The organism is Stenotrophomonas sp. Sm10 (assembly GCF_030985515.1).
GTDB classification, from domain to species: Bacteria; Pseudomonadota; Gammaproteobacteria; order Xanthomonadales; family Xanthomonadaceae; genus Stenotrophomonas; species Stenotrophomonas hibiscicola.
Genome location: NZ_JAPTFO010000211.1, coordinates 1 through 1,242, shown reverse-complemented (window position 1 = coordinate 1,242; position 1,242 = coordinate 1). Strand labels below are relative to the sequence as shown.

Annotated in this window: 2 protein-coding genes; both read left to right on the top strand. The window is 54.5% G+C overall.

Annotated features, from left to right (window positions below):
• Nucleotides 1–514 precede the first annotated feature (514 nt).
• The gene (locus O0J15_RS21205) at nt 515–931 is read left to right on the top strand and encodes a hypothetical protein (RefSeq protein ID WP_164144931.1); all 417 of its coding nucleotides are present in this window, start codon (nt 515–517) and stop codon (nt 929–931) included.
• A 43-nt stretch (nt 932–974) separates the two neighbouring features.
• A complete protein-coding gene (locus O0J15_RS21200; protein ID WP_019659408.1) occupies nt 975–1,196 on the top strand; it encodes a hypothetical protein in 222 nt (73 codons plus the stop codon).
• The last annotated feature ends 46 nt before the right edge of the window (nt 1,197–1,242 follow it).

Below are 1,242 nucleotides of genomic sequence, written 5' to 3'. Positions count from 1 at the left end.
GGGTTGCCCAATTAGGGGGGGGGGGCAGTTGCACGTATGCCCGTAATGATCCGAACCTACGGTACTGAGCGTGTTCTTGCTTGAGCGCGAGGTCATTGGATGGGCTGGTTTCGATGAAGATCAAAGTTTTTCTATCTGCTGCCTTATCGATGCCGCTTCTTGCCTCCTGTGTGCAGGACCGCGGTTGTCTTCTTCGGGTCGCTAACCAGGACCACGACAGCTCCTCATCTCAGAAGATCCATGCTGATATGGATGAACTCATACATTCGCGCCCTGTGGATGGGGCGCGGGAAGTGAATGCAGAGTTGGTGGTATCACAGCTCGAACTCTCTCGGGAGGGGCGGAGAAATAGAAGGATTTTCTATGTATTGACTGATGGCGGCGGGGAATTCTTGACTGCGGGGACTTGTGGTATTGACGAAGACCAGTGTGCCTCGGTCATTGTGAAGCGAATGATCGGGTTCTGTGAAAGGATGTAGATTGCGGGAACGCTAAGTGTTGGGAGGGATTTTTGGTGAAAAATTCCCAAGTGTTTGATCGCTTTGGGCGGCTGGCCGATATTATTGTAGCGGCGCTTTGCTTGTTGGGGCTTGCAGCCTGTGGCGGAAGAGATGAAGGTTTGGGTGTGGTCATAAATCATGAGCCGGGAAACGCAGCGGCTAATCACTGCGCACTGGCGCTCGAGTCAGCTTTCAGTTCTTCCGAGAGTGTGCCAGAAGCACAAATATGCAGGGTGCATTTGATTGATGTCAGGAAATCATTTGATCAGGCTGGAAGCGAAAGGGTAAGGGTATATTTCGTCTTGGCCGATCATCAAGGTGTCGTCAGGTCGGCGGACACCTGTGGGCTTCCTATGAATGAGTGCGTGACGATTGTTGCCGAGAGGTCGAGGGCGGGCTGTCGGCTGGAAAAAGGGCTGGCTCTCCACTGATTCGGGCGGTACTCGCGGTGCTGGTGCGCGTGGCCTGAATATAGTGCTGGCCGCTGCCCAGGAAGTGGTCGAGTACAGTTACACCGATGCGTTGGTTTCAACGGTGGCGATCACCGCTGTCAATGGAAATGTCATCGAGCGTACGGTGTATGAGCCTTCTGGTGAGCTGGTTCAGATGGCCATGGCTGAAGGGGCGAGGGGCGAAAGGCTATCCCAAGTAGAATGGGAGCACGTTGTCGTCAAACAGTCGCTGACGCGCTATTGATAGAATCATTACTGCAAACGCGGGGGGGGGGGGCTGGCGGCCCACG